This window comes from Pseudonocardia ailaonensis (genome assembly GCF_039531635.1).
Classification (GTDB): Bacteria; Actinomycetota; Actinomycetes; order Mycobacteriales; family Pseudonocardiaceae; genus Pseudonocardia; species Pseudonocardia ailaonensis.
Map to the genome: position 1 here is coordinate 76,524 of NZ_BAAAQK010000006.1, position 12,945 is coordinate 89,468.

General features: G+C 73.2%; 12 protein-coding genes. 9 read left to right on the forward strand and 3 right to left on the reverse strand.

Annotated elements, in window-relative coordinates; all coding sequences use genetic code 11:
* Positions 1 to 154: 154 nt before the first annotated feature.
* Positions 155 to 805, reverse strand: coding sequence for a GntR family transcriptional regulator (locus tag ABD324_RS14270; RefSeq protein WP_344416560.1), 651 nt, complete (start codon positions 803 to 805; stop codon positions 155 to 157).
* 410 nt (positions 806 to 1,215) lie between these two features.
* On the opposite strand from ABD324_RS14270, the gene ABD324_RS14275 reads away from it, so the two are divergent.
* The 7 genes from ABD324_RS14275 to ABD324_RS14305 all read left to right on the forward strand — a co-directional run bounded on the left by ABD324_RS14275 (position 1,216) and on the right by ABD324_RS14305 (position 7,964).
* Positions 1,216 to 2,136, forward strand: a complete 921-nt coding sequence (locus tag ABD324_RS14275) for a dihydrodipicolinate synthase family protein (RefSeq protein WP_344416561.1) — start codon at positions 1,216 to 1,218, stop codon at positions 2,134 to 2,136.
* The gene (locus tag ABD324_RS14280) at positions 2,133 to 2,783 is read left to right on the forward strand and encodes a cyclase family protein (protein WP_344416562.1); all 651 of its coding nucleotides are present in this window, start codon (positions 2,133 to 2,135) and stop codon (positions 2,781 to 2,783) included. The genes ABD324_RS14275 and ABD324_RS14280 overlap by 4 nt, the downstream gene beginning before the upstream one ends.
* Before the next feature lie 2 nt (positions 2,784 to 2,785).
* Positions 2,786 to 3,940 carry an LLM class flavin-dependent oxidoreductase gene (locus ABD324_RS14285; protein WP_344416564.1) on the forward strand — a complete coding sequence of 385 codons (1,155 nt, stop codon included), beginning with the start codon at positions 2,786 to 2,788 and terminating at the stop codon, positions 3,938 to 3,940.
* Positions 3,937 to 5,220 (forward strand): LLM class flavin-dependent oxidoreductase, encoded by a 1,284-nt coding sequence (locus ABD324_RS14290; protein WP_344416566.1) that lies wholly within the window; start codon positions 3,937 to 3,939, stop codon positions 5,218 to 5,220. Before ABD324_RS14285 ends, ABD324_RS14290 begins: the two co-directional genes overlap by 4 nt.
* Positions 5,217 to 5,951 carry an enoyl-CoA hydratase/isomerase family protein gene (locus ABD324_RS14295; RefSeq protein ID WP_344416568.1) on the forward strand — a complete coding sequence of 245 codons (735 nt, stop codon included), beginning with the start codon at positions 5,217 to 5,219 and terminating at the stop codon, positions 5,949 to 5,951. Before ABD324_RS14290 ends, ABD324_RS14295 begins: the two co-directional genes overlap by 4 nt.
* Positions 5,948 to 7,264 carry an MFS transporter gene (locus ABD324_RS14300; RefSeq protein WP_344416570.1) on the forward strand — a complete coding sequence of 439 codons (1,317 nt, stop codon included), beginning with the start codon at positions 5,948 to 5,950 and terminating at the stop codon, positions 7,262 to 7,264. Before ABD324_RS14295 ends, ABD324_RS14300 begins: the two co-directional genes overlap by 4 nt.
* Before the next feature lie 211 nt (positions 7,265 to 7,475).
* Positions 7,476 to 7,964 carry a beta-class carbonic anhydrase gene (locus ABD324_RS14305; RefSeq protein WP_344416572.1) on the forward strand — a complete coding sequence of 163 codons (489 nt, stop codon included), beginning with the start codon at positions 7,476 to 7,478 and terminating at the stop codon, positions 7,962 to 7,964.
* Positions 7,965 to 8,126: 162 nt separating this feature from the next.
* Here ABD324_RS14305 and ABD324_RS14310 read toward each other — a convergent pair whose 3' ends face one another.
* Together ABD324_RS14310 and ABD324_RS14315 are read right to left on the reverse strand one after the other, a co-directional pair.
* Positions 8,127 to 9,353, reverse strand: a complete 1,227-nt coding sequence (locus ABD324_RS14310) for a glycosyltransferase family 4 protein (protein ID WP_344416574.1) — start codon at positions 9,351 to 9,353, stop codon at positions 8,127 to 8,129.
* Positions 9,354 to 9,574: 221 nt separating this feature from the next.
* Positions 9,575 to 11,080, reverse strand: a complete 1,506-nt coding sequence (locus tag ABD324_RS14315; protein WP_344416576.1) for a class I adenylate-forming enzyme family protein — start codon at positions 11,078 to 11,080, stop codon at positions 9,575 to 9,577.
* 118 nt (positions 11,081 to 11,198) lie between these two features.
* Here ABD324_RS14315 and ABD324_RS14320 point away from each other — a divergent pair, with 118 nt between their 5' ends.
* The gene (locus tag ABD324_RS14320; RefSeq protein WP_344416579.1) at positions 11,199 to 11,729 is read left to right on the forward strand and encodes a pyridoxamine 5'-phosphate oxidase family protein; all 531 of its coding nucleotides are present in this window, start codon (positions 11,199 to 11,201) and stop codon (positions 11,727 to 11,729) included.
* A gap of 17 nt (positions 11,730 to 11,746) precedes the next feature.
* Complete coding sequence (locus tag ABD324_RS14325; protein WP_344416581.1) at positions 11,747 to 12,910, forward strand: PucR family transcriptional regulator; 1,164 nt, start codon at positions 11,747 to 11,749, stop codon at positions 12,908 to 12,910.
* Positions 12,911 to 12,945 lie beyond the last annotated feature (35 nt).

The window sequence follows — 12,945 nt, forward strand, 5'->3', positions numbered from 1 at the left end:
GAGGGCCCCTGCCACTGTACGTACGCGTGACCGGGCCGCGTCAATCCCTCGGGTGACGCTGTGACCCACACCGCTCGCCTTGCGGCACAAGGTGTCCGGACAGGATCCCGGTCCTCGGGAACCCCGTCCCGTCCGCGGGCGATCGACCGGACATTCAGCCGGCGGTGGTCTCCTCGCGCACCAACGCGGCGATGCGGACGTCCCGGGTCCGCTCGAGGTGGGTGCGCAGCAGCGAGCGAGCGGTGTCCTGGTCCCCGGCGGTGATCGCGTCGAGGACCGCCGTGTGCTCGTCGTCGGACGAGTCGAGGTTCGGGTTGCGGGACATGTCGACGCTGTCGTAGAGCGCGAGCTGCAGGGCCAGGCGCTCGAGGATCCCGGTGATCGTCGGGTTGTGGCAGGCCTGGCGCAGCACCGAGTGCCAGCGCCCGTGCAGCATCCGGATCTGGTCCGGGTCGGTCGCCTGCCGGGCCTCCTCGTGGACGTGCCGCAGCCGGGCGAGGTCGAGCGCGGAGCGGTGGGCGGCGGCGGAGGCGGCCGCCTCGGCCTCCAGGGCGATGCGGGCCTGGTAGATCTCGACGACCTCGGTGGCGGTCAGGGTGCGGACCTGCGGGCCGCGGCTCCCCCGGACCACCAGCCCGTCGCACTCCAGCCGCAGGATCGCCTCGCGCACCGGGGCCCGGCCGACGCCGAGCCGCGCGGCCAGCGCCGTCTCCAGCAGCGTCGTCCCGGACGGGAGGGCGCCGCCGACGATCTCGTCCCGCAGCACCAGGTACTGCGCCTCACCAGCGCCCGCCTGCCCTGCCACCTGGCCTGTCGAGCCTGCTGCCACCGCGTTCCTCCGGACCGTTGCGTGGCCGTCACTGTACGACACGTGTCCGCACATTCGGCCATCCGCGTCATTCAGTGTTCACACGTGGAGACACATGGCGACACACGCTTGCGCTCGTTCCGGGCCCGGCTTACTGTCGCCGTGTCCGGTTCCGAACTCGCGCCCCCGGGGAGGTCAGACGTGCCGAGCGCCCAGCGCGACGTGCTGTCCCACCCCCGTGACACGCGCGGGGACCGGGGCTGCCGCAGCTGTCGCCCCTGCCCGCGCGGCTGATCCCGCGCCGATCCCGGTCAGCCGGACCCCGGCCGCCCGTGCCCGGGCGGCCGGTCCGCACCCGTGCCGCGCCCGGCGCGGTGCTGTCGATTCCGCTCTCGAGAGGTTCTCCCATGACGTCCGACGTCGTGCTGCGCCGCGGCCTGGTCGTGGCCGCGCTGACCCCGTTCGTGCGGGACACCGTGCGCGTGGACAAGGGCCGCTTCGCCGCCCAGCTGCAGGCGCTCGGCCGCGAGAAGCCCGTCGCCGTGACCGTCGGCGCGGTGGAGAGCCAGGAGTTCCAGGTCCTGACGCGCGCGGCCCGGCTCGGGCTGGTCGACGCGGCCCGCGAGGAGCTCCCCGCCGGGGTGCCGGTGATCTCCGGGGTCTCCAGCGCGTCGATCCGGGAGTCGATCGCGCTCGCCGGCGAGATCGCGAAGCGCGGCGCGACGGTGGCCGCGGCGGTGGCGAGCCCGAAGCCGTGGGGTGCCGCGCCGACGGCGGAGGAGGCCTACCGCTGGTTCGCCACCCTGGCGGACGCGAGCCCGATCCCGGTGCTGCTCTACAACAATCCGCGCCTCGGCGTGGACCTCTCGGTCGACACGATGGCCCGGATCTGCAGCCACCCCAACGTCGCCGCGATCAAGGAGACCTCTCGCGACGAGGCGAAGCTGCTCGGCCTGGTCAACCGGATCCAGGGCCACGCGCACGTCTACACGAACATGGAGCTGCTGTTCTCCACGCTCGCCCTCGGCGGCTCCGGCGCCATGCTGCCCACCTCGGGCCTGCCGCTGGCCGCTCGCCTGGTCGAGGCGTTCGAGGCCGGTGACCCCGCCGAGGCCGCCCGCCTGGCGCTGTTCTTCGCCGAGTTCCCCAGCCGCTGGACGAACCTCGGTTTCCTGCCCGCGGTCAAGGCCGCCGCCGGCCTGATGGGCCTGGAGCTCGGCCCGCCCGTCCATCCCTGGTCCGGGCTGTCGGAGGAACAACTCGCCGAGATGCGCGAGTTCCTCGCCAAGTGGGAGCTGCTGGACTACTACGCGGAGGCGGCCAAGTGACGCTCGTCGACCTGTCCCACCCGCTCTGGGCCGGGATGCCGAAGATCCCGATCCTCCCCGAGGTGGAGCGCCACCAGATCGCCGCGATCGCGGACGGGGCGCCGATGAACATCTCGTCGATCACGCTGGCGCTGCACGTGGGCACCCACGTCGACGCCCCCTCGCACATCGTGGAGGGCGGCACCCCGATCGACGAGCTGCCGGTCGAGCGCTTCCACGGCACCGCCGTGGTGTCGCGGGTGGACCGCAAGCCCGGCGAGGAGATCACCGTCGAGGACGTGCTCGCCGGCGGGCCCGAGCCCGAGCGCGGCGAGTTCCTCCTGGTCGCGACGGGGTGGAGCACGAAGTTCACCTCGCCCGAGTACGGCGACCACCCGAGCCTCTCCCCCGCGCTCGCCGAGTGGTGCGTGGAGCGCGGGATCCCGTTCGTGGGCGTCGACATGATCACGCCCGACCTGCCCGTGCACCGCCGCCCGCAGGGATTCGACTTCCCGGTGCACCGCACGCTGCTCGGCAACGACGTGCTGATCGCCGAGAACCTGACCCACCTCGACGGGCTGGCCGGCCGCCGGGTGCGCCTGCTCGCCTTCCCCCTCGCCATCCGCGGCGGAGACGCCGGCCCGGCCCGCATCCTGGCGGAGATCTAGACATGCGCTCGCTCGACCGTGGAACCTCGCCCCTCGACGACCCGGAGTCGCCGCTGTCGCGGGCGGCCCGGCAGCCCCTGATGCTGGGCCTTTTCCTGCCCCTGCAGACCGGCGCGTTCTCCCAGTCCACGCTGCCGCGCGGCACCCGCTGGGACTTCGAGTACAACCGCCACCTCACCCAGCTCGCCGAGAACGCGGGCTTCGAGTTCGTGTTCGGCCTGCAGCAATGGATCGGGCAGGGCGGCTTCGGCGGCGAGCAGCACTACCGCGAGAACTTCCTGGACCCCTTCATCTCCACGGTCGCGCTGTCGACCACGACCACCTCGATCCTGTCGATCTCCACCGTGCATGTGCTCTACGGCAACTGGCACCCGCTGCACCTGGCCCGCTTCGCCGCGACGGCGGACCACATCGCGGGCGGGCGCTACGGCCTCAACATCGTGACGGGCTACGCCACCGGCGAGCCCCCGATGTTCGGCATGGACCGCATCGACCACGACCGGCGCTACGACATGGCGGACGAGTTCACGTCCATCATGGAGGACCTCTGGGCGGGCCGGGAGAACCTCACCTACGAGGGCGAGTTCTACAAGCTGACGGACGCGTTCGTCTCCCCGCGCCCGCAGTACGGCCGCCCGATCCTGGTGGCCGCCAGCGGTTCCCAGGCCGGCTACGACTTCGCCGGCAAGCACGTGGACATCGTGTTCACGGCCAGCCCGGCCGGCGCCGCGTTCGACGGGGCGATCGACGCGATGCCCGCGCACGTCGCCCAGATCAAGGCGGCCGCGCGGGCGCAGGGCCGCGAGGTCAAGGTCATCATCTTCCCACTCGTCATCTGCCGGGACACCGATGCCGAGGCGGAGGCCTACCGGGACGAGATCGTGGCCCACGCCGACCACGAGTCCCTGGTCACCTACCACGCCCGACACACCACCGGGGACTCCAAGGCCTGGCCGCAGCACGTGCTCGCGGACCGGGCCCTCGGTGGGCACCTGCAGATCGTCGGCGGCCCGGAGAAGGTCGCCGAGAGCCTGGACCGGCTGCACGCCGCCGGGTTCGACGGGGTGCAGCTGGGCTTCTACGACTACGAGCCGGAGCTCGCCTACTTCACCGAGGCCGTGGTCCCCCTGCTGAAGGCCCGCGGACTCCGATCATGATTCTGACCGCCACGGTGATGGGCCTGGGCATGCACCACGGCGCCTGGCGCTACCGAGACGGCGACCCGTTCGACCAGACGGATCCCGCCTACTACGTGCAGATCGCCACGACCGCCGAGCGCGGCGGCCTGCACGCGATCTTCCTGGCCGACACCCTCGACGTCAGCGAGGAGCGGTTCGCCCGCCCCAACCTCGGCGCCCTGGACCCGGCCGTCGTGCTGTCCGTGATGGCCGCGCACACCGAGCGGATCGGGCTGGTCGGCACCTCGTCGACCACGTTCAACGAGCCCTACAACCTGGCGCGGCGCTTCGCGAGCCTGGACGCGATGAGCCGCGGCCGGGCGGGCTGGAACGCCGTCACCACCTTCGTGCCCGCCGTCGCCGGCAACTTCGGTGGCCTGCCGCTGCCCGCCCACGACGAGCGCTACGCCCGCGCCGCCGAGTTCCTCGACGTCGTGATCGGGCTGTGGGAGAGCTGGGAGCCCGGCGCGACCGTGGGCGACAAGGCGGGCAACGTCTACGTCGATCCCTCCCGGGTGCACGCCCTCGACCACGTCGGCCCGCACTTCGCCGTCCGCGGCCCCTCGACTCTGCCGCGCTCCCCGCAGGGCAGGCCGGTGATCTTCCAGGCCGGGGCCTCGGAGGGCGGGCGCGAGCTCGCCGCGCAGTACGCCGACGTCGTGTTCACCGCGCAGAACACCCTGGCCGGGGCGGTCGAGTTCCGGTCCGACGTCCGGCGCCGGGCCGTCGCGCACGGCCGCCCCGCCGACTCGATCAAGGTCCTGCCCGGCCTGCTCCCCGTGCTGGGCAGCACGACCGCGGAAGCCCAGCGGCGCAAGGACACCCTCGACGAGCTGCGCGGCATCGGGCCCGAGCTGGAGAAGCTCGCCCTGCGCGTCGGGGTGCCCGTCGCGGAGCTGGATCTCGACCGCCCGCTGCCGGTGGACAAGATCCGTGCCAACGCCGGCTTCCGCGGCTCGCACGGCTTCCGGGACGCCGCGGTCGGCCTGGCCGAGCGCGAGCAGCTCACCGTCCGGGAGCTGTTGTACGCCAACGGCGGCGGCCACCTCCAGGTCGTCGGCACCCCCGAGGAGCTGGCGGACACCGCACAGACCTGGCTCGAGGCCGGGGCCGCGGACGGCTTCAACCTCATGATCGACGCGTTCCCCAGCGGCCTCGACACGGTCGTCGACCACGTGGTCCCGCTGCTGCGCAGGCGATGTCTGTTCCCCCAGGACTACGCCGGCACCACCCTCCGCGCCCACCTAGGACTCACATGAGCGACTCCGTGGCCAGTCCCGTTCTCGTCGACCTGACGGAATCCATCACCACGATCACGCTGAACCGCCCCGACCAGGGCAACACGATCACCTACGCCACCATGCAGGCGCTGCTCGCCGCCCTGGAGCAGGCGCACGCCGCCGGCACCCCGGTGCTGCTGCTCCGCGGCGCCGGCGCGGACCTCACCCCCGGCCGCGACAAGGGCGAGAAGGTGCCGGGCGTGAGCCGCGCGGACAACCTCTCGCTCATCCTGCGCGCCAACGAGTTGCTGGGCTCGTTCCCCGGCATCTCGGTGACCGCGGTGCGCGGCCGGGCCCTGGGCTTCGGCACCGGCCTGGCGCTGCACAGCGACATCGCGATCGCGGCGGACACCGCGGTTCTCGGGTTCGACGAGCTGGCGGCGGGGCTGCCGCCGCTCGTCGTCCTCACCTACCTGTACCGGCACGTCCACCCCAAGGTGGCGGACGATCTGGTGCTCACCGGGCGCCGGGTCGGCGCGGCCGAGGCCCGGTCGCTGGGCCTGGTGTCGCGGGTGGTGGCCGAGGCGGACCTCGACGCCGTGGTCGACCGGACCGTCGCGGAGCTGGCCGGGCGCGATCCCTCCGCGCTGCGGCTGCTCAAGGAGTTCGCCCGGGAGGCGAAGTCGGCCGATCCCCGGCCGCAGAAGGACTTCGGCGGGTACGCGGTGGAGCGTCTCGTCCGCTGGATCGAAACGGAGAAGGGCGCATGACCGCCACAGTTCCCGCGGCCGTCGCCGCCGCACCGGCGAAGGTCCGCCGGGCCAACTTCGCCTCCGCCTGGCTCGGCTGGATGCTCGACGGGTTCGAGACCTACTCGATCGTCCTCGTCGGCAGCCTCGTCGTCGCCGACCTGATCGGGCAGGGTGCCTCGCCGCTCTACTTCGGCACGATCCTCGCCGTGCAGCTGGTCGCCTGGGCGATCGGCGGGCTCACGTCCGGCGTCCTGATCGACTACTTCGGACGCCGCCGCGTCCTCATGGTCTCGATCCTCACCTACGCGATCGCGACCGGCCTCGCCGCGCTCTCCCCCAACTTCACGATCTTCCTGATCCTGCGGATCATCGCCGGGCTGGGCATGGGCGCCGAGTGGGGTCCCGGCAGCGCGCTGGTGGCCGAGACCTGGTCGGACCGCACCCGCGGGCGCGGGATCGCGTTGCTGCAGTGCGCCTTCGGCGTCGGCTTCCTGGTGGCGACCGGCGTGTTCTGGCTGCTCGGCCCCACGGACCCGGGCACCTGGCGCTGGCTGCTGGCGATCGGGGCGCTGCCCGCGCTCGTCGTGCTGTTCGTGCGGCGGCGGGTCGGCGAGTCCCCGCTGTGGCAGGAGTCCGACAAGCGCCGCCGCGAGGCGAACGCCCGGGCGCAGCGCGGCGAGGCCCGCGAGGGCGACCGCGCACTCACCACGTTCACCCTGCGCGCGATCTTCGCGGACCGGGTCAGCCGCGGGCGGATGCTGAAGCTGCTGGCGCTGTCCACCGCGAGCCTGGTGGGCTGGTGGGCGGTGTCGACCTGGGTGCCGCAGTACGCCGGGGCCGCGGTGAAGGCGGCCGGTGCCGCACCCACCACGACCACGCTCATCGTCGTCGCCTACAACGCGGGCGGCGTCGTCGGCTGGCTGGTCTGGGGGCTGCTCGCGGACACCATCGGCCGGCGGTGGGCGTTGTTCGGCTACTTCGCCGGAGCGCTCGTGCTGACCTGGGTGCTGTTCGGGTTCCACTGGGGCTCGCTCGGCCTGCTCACCCTCGTCGTGGCCGTCAACGGGTTCTTCACCCTCGGGCAGATGGGCTGGATGGCCACCTACCCGGGCGAGCTCTTCCCCACGCACCTGCGGGGCAGCGCGATCACCGTCGTGTTCAACGCCAGCCGGATCTTCGCCGCCGCCGGCGCCCTGCTGTCCGGCGCGATCGTCGGCGGCCTGGGCGGGATCGCCACCGCGGCCCTGGTCATCGGCTCCATCTACGTCCTCGGCATCGTGTTCTCGCTGATAGCGGGCCCGGAGACGAAGGGACTTCCCCTCCCGAAGTGAGCAGCCCACCCGGGCGGCCCCTCTCGACGGGGCCGTCCGGGTGCGGTTGACTGATGCCATGTTGCGCATGCGGCTCCAGTTCTTCTGGCCGAGCCGCCGCGTGTGCGAGTTCGACGAGTTCTGTCTCCCGGCCGCGCAGTAGCCGCGGTCCTTCCTGCGCGTCTGCGCGGCCGTTCCCGATCCCATCGGAACGACACCAGGAGACACAGCCATGTCCGTCACGGACGACCTGCTCGCCAACAACGCCCGCTACGCCGAGAGCTTCTCCGGCCCGCTCCCCCTCCCGCCCGCCAAGCACCTTGCCGTCGTGGCCTGCATGGACGCCCGGCTCGACGTCTACCGCATCCTCGGCCTCAACGAGGGCGAGGCCCACGTCATCCGCAACGCCGGCGGCGTGGTCACCGACGACGAGATCCGCTCGCTCGCGATCAGCCAGCGTCTGCTCGGCACGCAGGAGATCATCCTCATCCACCACACGGACTGCGGGATGCTCACCTTCACCGACGACGGCTTCAAGAAGTCCATCCAGGACGACACCGGCATCAAGCCCCAGTGGTCCGCCGAGGCCTTCCCCGATCTCGACGAGGACGTCCGCCAGTCGATCGGGCGGATCAAGGCGAACCCCTTCGTCCCGAACAAGGACTCGGTGCGCGGCTTCGTCTTCGACGTAGCGACCGGAAAGCTGAACGAGGTCGTCTGACCCGCGCCCGTTCCGCCCGCTCGCACACCACTCCGGGCCCTCGCACACCTGCAGGACCACGTGTGCGGAGGACCGGGACGGTGTGCGAGCGGTTCGCCGGGGGACGCACGCCGGCCCGGGCGCCCCCGTGGGGCGTCCGGGCCGGGTCCGTCAGGCGGCTCTTCAGGCGGCGAGGGCCATGGCCGGGGCGGTGACCGGGGCAACCGTGCCGCGGGCCTCGATCGCGGTGAACAGGGCGTCCTCGTAGCGGGCCACGCAGGAGTCCCAGGTCAGGGTCTCGGCCTTGGCCCGGGCCTGGGCGGAACGGGTGGCCAGCAGCTCGCGGTCATCAGCCAGCTCCCGCAGCGCCGCCCGGAGGGTGTCGACGTCGCGGGCCGGGACGATCGTGCCGGGGCCGGCGGCCAGGTCGCGGACACCGGGCAGGTCGGACACGACCGGGACAGCACCGGCCATCATGCCCTCCAGCACGACCAGGCCGAACGCCTCGGCCTGCGTCACGGACGGGAGGGTGACCACGTCGGCCTGGTCGTAGGCGGCGGCGAGCTCCTCATCGGAAACCCGGCCGGCGAAGCGAATGTTCGTGGCGCCGGCGGCGAGGCGCTGGTAGTCGGCGCGGTGCGGGCCGTCCCCGATCAGGGTCAGCTCCATGCCGTCCTGGCCGGCGACGGCGGGGATGAGCCACTCGAGGCCCTTGTAGGGGCGCATCTGCCCGACGAACAGCACCCGCAGCGGGCCGTCGGTCTTCTTCTCCGCGAGGGGGCGGAGGTCGGTGCCCCACTCGATGACCTTCACCGGCGGCCGGCCCGAGCCGCGGGACTCGCTGTCGGCGTAGAACTGCGAGGTGGTCAGGGTCATGTCGGCGCGGCCGGAGAGGATGCGGTGGAGGCGGTTGTAGACGCCGGAGAGGGTCTCGGCGCCGCGGACGGCGAGGGCGGAGTGGTGGGTGTAGACGACCGGGGTGCCGCGGCGGGCGCCGGCGAGGAGGAGGAAGACGTCGGACATGGTGGGGACCGGGCCGTGGAGGTTGATGACGTCGTAGTCGCGGGTCATGGCCGAGATGTGGCGCCAGTAGGCCAGCATCGCCGAGAAGCGGTACTCGCCGAAGGACAGCCGGGGGATCTGCACCGAGGACAGGACGTCGACGCGGTGTCCGCGGCCGCGGAGCCCGGTGGTGAGGCGGTCGACGCAGCGGGAGATCCCGGACACGATCGGCGGGGCCTCCGAGGTGACGATGAGGACGTTGAGGCCCTCGGCGTGGGCCGAGACGGCCGGGCGCAGGGTGCCGGTGGTGGGGGTGATGGTGCGCTGGGTGCGGAGGTGGGTGAGGAAGCGGCGGGCCTCGCGCACCATCGGGAACCGGCCGGTGGTGGCGGTGGTGGTGTTCGACATCGGGGGCTCCTCGTCCGTTCCTGCTGACGAGGACAACTCTGCTGCTCAGAGCCCCGGCAAACGATCGTGTGCACCCGCCGACCGGCAGGGCTCCACCCCCGAACCCGGGTAGGGTTCACCCCCCACCCGACCCTCGTGAGGGGCAATAGTCGCTATAGCGACTCCGCTCACCCACCCCACCGGCTCCGCCGGCTGCCGTCCCCCGGCCGCCATTCACAGCGTCAGGTACCTGCCGCGGCTCGGAGGGCGGGGCGGTTGGGTTTGCCCTGCTCCGTGAGCGGCATCGTGTCGACGGGGAGGAAGCGCAGGGCCTCGGCCAGCTCGGTGCCGTACGCCTCGGCGACCGCGGCCCGGCAGTCGTCGACGTCGACCTTCCCGTCCGGCCATGCCTCGACGGCGGCGACCGGGTGCTCCCCCGCCACCATCACCGCGTAGCGCACGGAGGCCCGGCGACACAGCGTGTCCTGGATCGCGACCGGGCTGACCTCCCGGAAGGCGTCGACGTCCGACTCGCGGCCGACGAAGCAGAGCATGTCCTCCGCGTCGAGCTCGCCCAGGTCGCCGGTGCGGTACCAGCCGTCGACGAAGTGCTCGGCCTCCTCCACCGGGCGGTGCCGGTAGCCCTGCGCCATCGCGGGCGAGCGCACCTCGATCGCGCCGGCCCGCGGGTCGAGGGTGCCGTCGGCCCGCCGGAACCGCACCTCGACACCGGGCGCGATGTGCCCCGCGCACCAGAACCGGGAGGGCCGGTCGTGCTCGGCCGGCGTCAGCGCGCTGACGATCCCGATCTCGCTGGCGCCGTACGTGTGCATGACGACGGGGCCGATCTTCGCGCGCGCCCGCTCGCGCAGCACCGGCGCGGCCATGGCCCCGATGTGCGTGAGCGCCCTGAGCGAGGAGAGATCGTGCGAGGCGACGGCGGGGTGGTCCATCAACCCGAAGAGCTGCGGCTCCACCAGGAACAGGTGGGTGATCCGCTCCCGCTCGACCGTCTCCAGGGTCGCGAGCGGCTCGTAGCGGTCCGCGAACACGACCAGGCCGCCACCCATGATCGTCTGGTCGACCAGGATCTGGGTGAGGTAGGCGAGCTTGCCGTTGGCGAGCTGGCGACGCCCCGGATCCCGCACGACCGGCAGGCAGGCGGTGTAGGCGGCGAAGTCGCGCCGGCTGCCCTTCGGCACGCCGGTCGTCCCACCCGAGGAGATCACGACGGCGAGGTCCTCCGGCCGGGCCCGGACCTCCAGCGGGGCGTCGGACTCCTCGGCGGCCCGCAGGTCCAGCCGCAGGTCCACGCCCTCGACCTCTCCGACAGCGGCGAGCGGCACGGTGACGCCGGGCGGCAGCAGGTGCGCCGTCTGCGGGAACAGCACCAGCAACGCCGGGTCGAACTGCGCGATCGTGCGCGCCCGGCGCTCGGGATCCGGTGGCACGGACAGGTACACCGCCGCCGCCCCGATCACGTGCGCCGCGTACCGCACGGCCAGCGCCTCGGGGGCGTTCGGCGCGATCAGGGCGACGAGATCCCCGCGGCCCACCCCCAGGCCGTCGAGCACCCGGGCGTAGCGGCGGACCGCGCCGAGCAGCGCCGTGCCACTGGTGTCGCGCAGCTCCGTGCCACTCGTGTCGCGCAGCTCCGTGCCGGTCGTGTCGCGCAGCTCCGTGCGGGTCACGGACCGGTCCCCGGCCGCCTCCAGCGCCGCCACCAGGTCCTCGATGTACACGCCCACGTCGTCCTCCTCGCTCGCCTCCCGCACAGGCTCCCCGAGGTCGCTCCATTTCCGCTCCAACTCCGTTACCCGGGACGGGAGCCCGATGAGTTCCGCGCCGCCGGGCGGTCCACCCTCCATGGACACCGTCAACCTCGCGACCCTGTACGACCTGCCGGCCATGGACTGGGCGGCCGTGGGCGCCGGCCTCGAGGCCGGGTTCGCCCAGGCCCCGGGCCAGGGCGGGCCGGACCGGCACACCTGCTGGCTCACCACCCTCAACGCCGACGGCAGCCCACACGTCACCGCCCTCGGCGCGCTCTGGGTGGACGGCGCGTTCTGGTTCGAGACCGGCGAGACCACCCGCAAGGGCCGCAACCTCGCCCGCGACCCGCGCTGCGCGCTGAGCCTGGCCACCCACGACTTCGACCTGACGGTCAACGGGAGCGCCGTGCACGTCACGGATCCCGAGACCGTCGCCCGCCTGGCCGCGGCCTGGGCCGAGGGCGGCTGGCCCTGCCGGGTCGACGACAGCGGCACCGCGCTGACCGCGGAGTTCAGCGCGCCGTCGGCCGGGACGCCGCCGTGGGCGATCTACCGGATCGACGCCACGAGCGCGACCGCGCTGGGCACCGTCGAGCCCGGCGGCGCCACCCGCTGGACCTTCTGAACGGTTAGGTTCCCTGGATGGCCGACGATCTCGCCCCCTGGGTGCGGGAGCTCGCGGCCGGGTTCGACGTCGCGGCGACCACCGAGGCCGTCGTCGCCGCCGACCTGGCCGCCGTCTGGCCCGAACGGATCGGTGACGACGGGTTCGCCGGGATGCTGCGGGCCAGCGTCGAGGAGAACGTCACCACCCTGCGCGACCTGCTCGCCGGCCGGATCCCACCCGGCCTCCCCGACCTGAAGCGCCCCACCGAGTTCGCCCGTGCCCAGGCCGAGCTGCGGCTCCCGCAGACTGCGCTGCAGCACTCCTACCGCGTCGGTTTCCTCGCGATCTGGGAGCGCTGGGCCGAGCACCTCACGGCGGGCGCGGGCCCCGGGGACGACCTGAGCACCGCCCTGCGCGACTCCACCCGGATGGTCTTCGCCTACCAGGACCGGGCGATGCGCACGGTCGCCCGCGCCTACGCCCGCGTCGACGAGGCCCTCCGCGACTCCCGGGAGCACCTGCGGCACGGGATCGTCCGGCAGCTGCTGGCGGATCCGGCCGCGCCCCCGCCCGACCGGGACCTGCGGCTCACACTGGGCTACGACGTCGGCGCCACCCACGTCGCGGTGCTCCTGACCGGCGGCGACACCCTGGGCTCCCCCGTCGCGGCGCAGCAGCTGCGGTACCGCCTCGACGAGCATCGGACGGTCCTGTGGTTCGGCCGCCCGACCTGGGCCGACACCGAGGACCTGGCCGAGGCGCTCGACGGCACCACCGCCTCCGTCGGTTCTCCCGCACCGGGTCTCGCCGGCTTCCGCGCCACGTTCGCCGAGGCCGAGCAGGTGGAGCGGGTGCGCGCCCGGCTGGGCACCCCGGGCGTGGTGACGATCGCGGACGTCCGCCTCGAGGCCCTGCTCGGCGGCGGTGACCCCGGGAAGCCGGACCGGGCCGCCCGGTTCGTGGCCGACGAGCTCCGCGGGCTCGCCGACGACGGCCCCGAGGGCGAGCGGCTGCGCGAGACCCTGCGGACGTGGTTCGCGACCGGCAGCCACGTCGGCACCGCGAAGGCCCTGGGCCTGCACGAACACACCGTCCGCAACCGGCTGCGCCGCGCCGAGGAACTGCTCGGCCGTCCCGTCACCGAGCGCCGCACCGAGATCCAGGTGGCCCTGCGCCTGCTCCCCCTCACCCGCGGCTGACGGTTCCGGTGAGGCACGGGCCCGGGAACTCACGG

Bases quoted from the DNA above. Each gene is read 5' to 3' on its own strand.
- ABD324_RS14275 (WP_344416561.1), top strand. From the start codon at position 1,216: ATGACGTCCGACGTCGTGCTGCGCCGCGGCCTGGTCGTGGCCGCGCTG.
- ABD324_RS14285 (WP_344416564.1), top strand. From the start codon at position 2,786: ATGCGCTCGCTCGACCGTGGAACCTCGCCCCTCGACGACCCGGAGTCG.
- ABD324_RS14290 (WP_344416566.1), top strand. From the start codon at position 3,937: ATGATTCTGACCGCCACGGTGATGGGCCTGGGCATGCACCACGGCGCC.
- ABD324_RS14295 (WP_344416568.1), top strand. From the start codon at position 5,217: ATGAGCGACTCCGTGGCCAGTCCCGTTCTCGTCGACCTGACGGAATCC.
- ABD324_RS14300 (WP_344416570.1), top strand. From the start codon at position 5,948: ATGACCGCCACAGTTCCCGCGGCCGTCGCCGCCGCACCGGCGAAGGTC.
- ABD324_RS14305 (WP_344416572.1), top strand. From the start codon at position 7,476: ATGTCCGTCACGGACGACCTGCTCGCCAACAACGCCCGCTACGCCGAG.
- ABD324_RS14310 (WP_344416574.1), bottom strand. From the start codon at position 9,353: ATGTCGAACACCACCACCGCCACCACCGGCCGGTTCCCGATGGTGCGC.
- ABD324_RS14320 (WP_344416579.1), top strand. From the start codon at position 11,199: ATGGACACCGTCAACCTCGCGACCCTGTACGACCTGCCGGCCATGGAC.
- ABD324_RS14325 (WP_344416581.1), top strand. From the start codon at position 11,747: ATGGCCGACGATCTCGCCCCCTGGGTGCGGGAGCTCGCGGCCGGGTTC.